The sequence below is a fragment of the Mycobacterium simiae genome, from assembly GCF_008370645.1.
Classification (GTDB): domain Bacteria; phylum Actinomycetota; class Actinomycetes; order Mycobacteriales; family Mycobacteriaceae; genus Mycobacterium; species Mycobacterium simiae_A.
The window spans coordinates 1-6,267 of record NZ_VTZN01000232.1 but is presented as its reverse complement, the minus strand read 5'-3'; the positions used below and the strand labels follow the sequence as shown (position 1 = coordinate 6,267).

Sequence of the window (6,267 nt, the reverse complement as noted above, 5' to 3'; positions counted from 1 at the left end):
GGCGGCGGCGCCGGCGGCAAAGGCGGCAACGGTGGCGTCGGCGGTGTTGGCGGCAACGGCGGCACCGCAACCGGCGGCGGCGACGGCGGAGCCGGCGGCAACGGCGGCAACGGCAGATCAGGCGGCTTTGGCGGCAGCGCCCCATCCAGCGGCGGCGGCGTCGGCGGCAACGGCGGCTTCGGCGGCAACGGCGCCGCTGGCGGCAACGGCGGCGCCGCAACCGGCGGCGGCGTCGGCGGCAACGGCGGCGCCGGTGGCAATGGTGGCGTGGGCGGCGACCGCGGCTTCGGCGCCGCCCCCGGCATCAGCGGCAACGGCGGGGCCGGCGGCAACGGCGGCAACGGCGGCCCGCCAGCCGGCATTGGCGGGGCCGGCGGCACCGGCGGGCCCGGCGGGTTGCCCGGCGGCACCACGGGCGGCAACGGCAATCCCGGCAACAATGGGTGAACCCGGTTCTGCGTGCCGGTGAGCCGGATCATGATCGAGCCGGCTAGGTCAAGGGCTAGCGTTAATCGCCCCACTTCTGAGCACGCCACTTCGCGGCGCGCCGGAATGGCTTGTAGGGCTAGACCAGGGCTAGACCTGGCTCAAACTGTGCACGTGCAACGGCGCGATCGCCTTGCGACCCCCAAGTGCTATCAGCTCGACAACTACCGCCGCCCCAATCACTTTGGCGCCGGTGCGCTCCAGCAACCGTGTTGCCGCGCCAAGGGTTCCGCCGGTAGCCAACACGTCATCGATGACCATGACTTTGCGCCCCCGTAACTCGAGGCTGTCCGCCGGGATCTCCATGCCGGCAGCGCCGTACTCGCGGTCATAGTCCTCAGTCAGCACCGGAGGCGGCAGCTTGCCCCTCTTGCGGATCGACAACACCCCAATGCCCAAGCGCGCGGCGAGTGCGGCGGCAACCAACGACCCCCGGGACTCGATACCGGCGACTAGGTCAGAACCAGATGCGACATCGGCCAACGCGTCGATCACCACGCCCATCGCCTCCCGGTCGACAAAAAGCGCAGTGAGGTCCTTGAACTGGACTCCGGGTGTCGGGAAATTCGCAACGTCCCTGGTTAACGACGCGATCACATCGGCAACGGGAGCGCGCCCTGGGACAGCCATCACTGCACTCTCATTGCATTAGAGCCCATCGGTCCATGTTCCAAGCCGCACCCCAGCGGGTGGGATTCCTGCTGACGCCATACATCTTCTTTGACATCAATAACGTGCGCTGCTGCCGATACAGCGGCAACGTCGGCATCTCGCCCCACAGTACCGGCGCGCCGTCAGCAAGCAACCTGACGCGCTCAGCGGGGTCCGCCGAAACCGCCAGTGCCCCGATGATGCCGTCAACCTGCGGATTCGCGTAGCCGGACAGGTTGTTTCCGTTGCCGCTGTGCAAGCAATATGCGTCCATCGCCGACGATCCGGTAGACCCGCTGCCGGTGGCTCCACCCGTGCTGGCCAGCAGCACATCGATCTTTCCGTCCCGCACCGCCAGCGGACCGGGTGTGTCCAAACTCACATCGGAGACGGTGATTCCGGCCGGTGCGCACGACGCGGCGATGGCCCCGACAATGGCCGCCAATCGTGCGTTGGGCCGGTGGTACCCGATCCGCACCGCCAGCGGCGCGCCCCCCAACGCATCCCGAGCGGCGGCCGGATCACCTTTGTTGAATTGACTTGCCTGGGTCGCACCATCGGCCTCGGCGACAGCATCCTCGGTGGCCGGGCTAAGTCGTGAGTTGGCGACGGGAACCCCGGCGTCCCGGGCGATCGCCTCCCGTGGCGTACACAAAGCGAGGGCGCGGCGGGCCCGGATATCGGCCAGCGATCCCTGCGGCGCAAAGATCAGCTGCTCGATTCCCCCGGACGGCGAATCGATGCGCTGATAGTTGTCTGGAGTGGCCAGTGCTCCCGACGACCCGGCCGCAACATCGACCACGTCGACGTTGCGGTTGTTGACTCGGTCTTGGATATCGGCTCCCTGCGGCCACACGGTGACCCGCTTGGTGATCGCCTTGGCGCCCCACCAACGATCATTGGCGACGAGTACCACCGCGCCGCCGTCGAGGACAGATTCGATCTTGTACGGCCCCGACGACGGAAAGCGTTTGAACACTTCGTCGGGTTTGAGGCCCCGCTTGAGATCCCAGGTTGTATTCCACAGCCGGGCAATCTGTTCCACCAACGATGCGTCATTGCTGAGTAGCGCGGCGGTGACGTCGACGTTGAGTTGATCGGCGATGACGTGCGACGGCATCAGCGACGTTGCGGTAAACAGCTGGGTGTAGTCGACCACCCCGCGGTCCGGGATGAAAGACACCCTGGCCTTCTTTTGTCCGGCGGTGCACTCGATGTTGGCGATGTCGAGATACCCGGCCTGCGTCGCGGCGTCGAACCCGGGAAAACGACCGGATTGGGCCGCCCAGGTCAGCACCAGGTCGTCGCAGGTCACCGGCTTGCCGTCGGAATAGACGGCGTTGTCGGCGATCTGATAGTCGAGCACCAGCGGAGAACCGCCCACCACCGAGATGGTTCCGAAGTCGTGGTCGGCGACTACCTGGCCGTCGGGTCCGTGATAGCCGAACCCGGTGAGCACGCGGGCAAATGCCTGCGCTCCGGCCGAGGCGGCACCGCTGACAGTGTTGGTGTTATAGGTTGGCAGCGCGCCGTCGACTACATAGTCGACCTGACCGGCGGCGCTGCTCGAACAGGCAGCCAACGTCGCCACGCAGGCAATCAGTAATCCGATGATGTTGCCGATCAGAACTTTTCGCATTACGGACCACTGGCTGATTTTGCCCTCACCCCGGCGGCACCAGGTGGCCATCGCGACTACCGCCGGCCGGCGTTTCGCTTGCCGGTCGGACGCTGCTTGGCACCGGTAGGTCGCACCGGCCGGGCACCTGGTGCCGGTTTGCTCGTCGGCTTGGCCACCGCCCTCTCAGTAGCGAGAGGGGACTGCGGTGGCACCTTATCCGCGGTGGATTCGGTTTGCTCCTGGGCCATTTCGACGTGCGAGGCGGGCTTGCGGCGCTTGACCACCTTGCGGGTGTGGGCGCGCACCAGCTCGGTACGTTCCCGCAGGGTGACCAACAACGGAGTGGCGAAGAAGATCGACGAGTAGGTGCCAACCATGATGCCGATCAGCTGCACCAGCGCCAGGTCCTTCAGGGTGCCGACCCCCAGCAGCCATACCGCCACCACCATGAGCGCCAGCACCGGCAGCACCGAGATCAGGCTGGTGTTGATCGAGCGCATGAACGTCTGGTTGATCGCCAGGTTAGCCTGCTCGGCGAAGGTACGCCGCGTGGTGTGCTGAAAGCCGTGGGTGTTTTCCTCGACTTTGTCGAACACGATGACGGTGTCGTAGAGCGAGAACCCCAGGATGGTCAGCAGCCCGATGACGGTAGCCGGGGTGACCTCAAAACCCACCAACGCGTAGACGCCCGCGGTGACGGTCAGGTCGAAGATCATGGCCGCCAGCGCGGACATCGTCATGTACCGCTCGTAGCGAACGGTGATGTAGACAGCGACCAGCACCAGGAAGACCACCAGCGCGATCGCCGCCTTCTTGGTGATCTGGTCACCCCAGGTCTCAGATACCGCCGCATCGCTGATGGCTTTCTTGCTGGGCTTGCCGTCGGCGCCCTTGGTGGCAAACGCGTCGAACAGGGCGTTGCGCAGCTTTTCGGTCTGGTCGTTAGACAGGGTCTCCGACCGGATCTGGACCGTCGCCGAGGCGCCGCTGCCGACCGTGACCACCGATTGGGGATCGGTGCCCAGGGTCTTTCGGAAAACGTCTTCGACTTGAGCGACCGAGACGTCGCCGCGCGGGAACGACACCGTGGTGCCGCCCTTGAAATCGATGCCGAAGGTAAACCCGCGCACGACGATGCTCACAATGGCGATCGCCATGATCGCCCCGCTCACGCCGTACCAGAGTCTGCGCCGCCCTACCACCTCGAAGGCACCTGTACCGGTGTAGAGCCGGGAGAGAAAGCTGTGCTGCGGCAGACCGGTGCTGTCACTATCCGAGCGGCTCAGCTCCACCGCGTCGTGCTGGTCTTCGGTGGCTTTGATCTCCGATGCCATCTGCTATCCCCGTCCCGTCTTGGCAGCACCGGCTTGCGCTCGACGCTCGCGTGCGACCTGCTGAACCGCTCCCAGCCCGTTGTAGACGGGCTTGGCCAGCCACGAGGACTTGGAGGCCAAATACACCAGCGGCCAGGTCACCAAGAACACCACCACCACGTCCAAGATGGTGGTTAGTCCCAGGGTGAACGCGAATCCCTTCACCTGGCCGATCGCCAGGAAGTACAGCACGGCAGCGGCTAGGAAGGTGACAGCGTTGCCCGACACGATGGTCTTGCGGGCGCGGGCCCAACCGCGCGGCACCGCCGACCGGAACGAACGGCCTTCGCGGATCTCGTCTTTGATGCGCTCGAAGAACACCACAAACGAGTCGGCTGTGGTACCGATACCGATGATCAAGCCCGCAATGCCCGCTAGGTCCAGGGTGTAGTTGATGTAGCGGCCGAGCAGCACCAGAATCGCGAAAACCATTGCGCCCGAGGCAACCAGCGATAGAGCCGTCAGTAAGCCCAACACCCGGTAGTACAGCAGCGAGTACACCAGCACCAGCGCCAGGCCGATCGCCCCCGCGATCAGGCCCGCTCGCAGCGATGTCAAACCTAGTGTCGCCGAGACTGTTTGAGCCTCCGACGATTCGAAGGACAGCGGCAGCGACCCGTATTTCAACACGTTGGCAAGCTGGCGCGCGGTCGCCGCGGTAAACGGCGGGTCTCCCCCGCTGATCTGCGTCCGCCCGCCGGGGATAGCTTCCAGAATCTGTGGCGCGCTGACCACCTGGGAGTCCAAGGTGAAGGCCGTCTGAGTGCCGAGATGGGCAGCGGTGTAGTCAGCCCAGATATTGGCCGCCTGGCTCTTGAACTGCAGATCGACCACGTAGCCGACGCTGCGCTGGTCCATTCCTGAGGTGGCGTTCTGGATTTGGTCGCCGCTGATGATCGACGGCGCCAGCAGGTAGGCGGTCTTATGGTCCGTCGAGCAGGTCACCAGCGGCAGATTCGGGTCGTCGTTGCCGGCCAGGATGTCCTTTTTGTCGCAGCGGGTGGCCTGGAATTGCAGCGCGACCATCTGGATGTATTGGCTGGTGCTCTGTCGCCACTTCTTCTCCTGCGCGATGCGCTCGGCCAGATCCTTGCGCGGATCCGGGGGCGCAGGCTGGTCACCGGGTGGCGCTTCTGTTGACGGCGGCGCCCCGGTGGCAGCCGGGCCGCCGGGCGGGGTGGGGCTGGGTGCCGGTGATGGCGGCGGGTCTTGCGGATACGGCCGAGGCTGGGCTCCGGGCTGCCCTGGAGCCACCGACCGGGGAGCGCCCGGTGCGCCGGGTTGGCCGGCCGGCGGCGGTTCGGCTGTGGGCGCACCACCGCCCGGCGGCGGGCTTCCGGCGGGCGGTTGGGGTTTGGGCTCTGCCTGCTCGGGCTGCGCAGGCATCGAGTTGAGCACCGGCCGGATGTAGAGCCGCGCGGTCTGGCCGAGGTTGCGGGCCTCACTGCCGTCGGTTCCGGGCACCGTGATCACTATGTTGTCGCCGTCCACCACGACCTCGGAGCCCGAGACACCGAGCCCATTGACCCGTGCGCTGATGATCTGCTGGGCCTGGGCCAGCGCCTCGCGGCTGGGCGCCGAGCCATCAGGAGTCCGCGCGGTCAGCGTGACCCGGGTGCCGCCCTGCAGGTCAATGCCGAGCTTCGGATCGGCCTTCTTGTCCCCAGTCAGAAACACCAGCAAATACACGCCGATGAGCATGAGCAGAAACACCGACAGGTAGCGGGCAGGATGCACCGGCGCCGAAGACGATGCCACGTTCCGTATATCTCCTCGAATGTCGGTTCTTACCCCGGACAGAGCCTACGTGTCGCGACGGCCAACGCGTGGCACCCGGCTCGTAGGGTTGTGCTCAAGAATCCTTGGTAGCGCGGCTCTCGTCGTCAGCCGATGACTGTTCGTCGTCGTCCGCCGACTCGGTCGCGTCCTCGTCCAGGTCCTCGTCGGTGTCCGGCAGGATGCGGTCGCGGATCGCCAGCTTCATCCACCTGGTTACCACACCCGGGGCGATTTCGAGGTCGACGGTGTCCTCAGCGATGCTGACGACGGTGGCCTCTAGGCCGGACGTGGTGTGCACCCGCTCCCCAGGCTGCAGTGACTCGTGCAGATCAATGGTGGCCTGCATGGCGCGCCGCT

Annotated in this window: 6 protein-coding genes; 1 reads left to right on the top strand and 5 read right to left on the bottom strand. The window is 66.0% G+C overall.

Features of this window, described 5'->3' with window-relative positions:
- A partial coding sequence (locus F0Q45_RS28070; RefSeq protein WP_188113121.1) for a hypothetical protein occupies positions 1-447 on the top strand: 447 nt, incomplete at its 5' end.
- Positions 448-576: 129 nt separating this feature from the next.
- On the opposite strand, the gene F0Q45_RS23575 is transcribed toward F0Q45_RS28070, so the two are convergent.
- The 5 genes from F0Q45_RS23575 to yajC form a co-directional block, all read right to left on the bottom strand.
- On the bottom strand, positions 577-1,116 hold the full coding sequence (locus F0Q45_RS23575) for an adenine phosphoribosyltransferase (RefSeq protein ID WP_149656206.1): 540 nt from the start codon (positions 1,114-1,116) through the stop codon (positions 577-579).
- 10 nt (positions 1,117-1,126) lie between these two features.
- Positions 1,127-2,776: an ABC transporter substrate-binding protein gene (locus F0Q45_RS23570; protein WP_188113120.1), complete on the bottom strand. Its 1,650-nt coding sequence runs from the start codon at positions 2,774-2,776 to the stop codon at positions 1,127-1,129.
- A 56-nt stretch (positions 2,777-2,832) separates the two neighbouring features.
- Entirely contained in the window at positions 2,833-4,092 is a 1,260-nt protein-coding gene (gene secF / locus F0Q45_RS23565; protein WP_149656204.1) for a protein translocase subunit SecF, read from the bottom strand.
- Positions 4,093-4,095: 3 nt separating this feature from the next.
- On the bottom strand, positions 4,096-5,889 hold the full coding sequence (gene secD / locus F0Q45_RS23560) for a protein translocase subunit SecD (protein WP_149656203.1): 1,794 nt from the start codon (positions 5,887-5,889) through the stop codon (positions 4,096-4,098).
- Positions 5,890-5,983: 94 nt separating this feature from the next.
- A partial coding sequence (yajC, locus tag F0Q45_RS23555; protein WP_149656202.1) for a preprotein translocase subunit YajC occupies positions 5,984-6,267 on the bottom strand: 284 nt, incomplete at its 5' end.

What these genes read in the sequence shown, in the direction of transcription:
- F0Q45_RS23575 (WP_149656206.1), bottom strand. Translation starts at nt 1,116, where the DNA reads ATGGCTGTCCCAGGGCGCGCTCCCGTTGCCGATGTGATCGCGTCGTTA.
- F0Q45_RS23570 (WP_188113120.1), bottom strand. Translation starts at nt 2,776, where the DNA reads ATGCGAAAAGTTCTGATCGGCAACATCATCGGATTACTGATTGCCTGC.
- secF (WP_149656204.1), bottom strand. Translation starts at nt 4,092, where the DNA reads ATGGCATCGGAGATCAAAGCCACCGAAGACCAGCACGACGCGGTGGAG.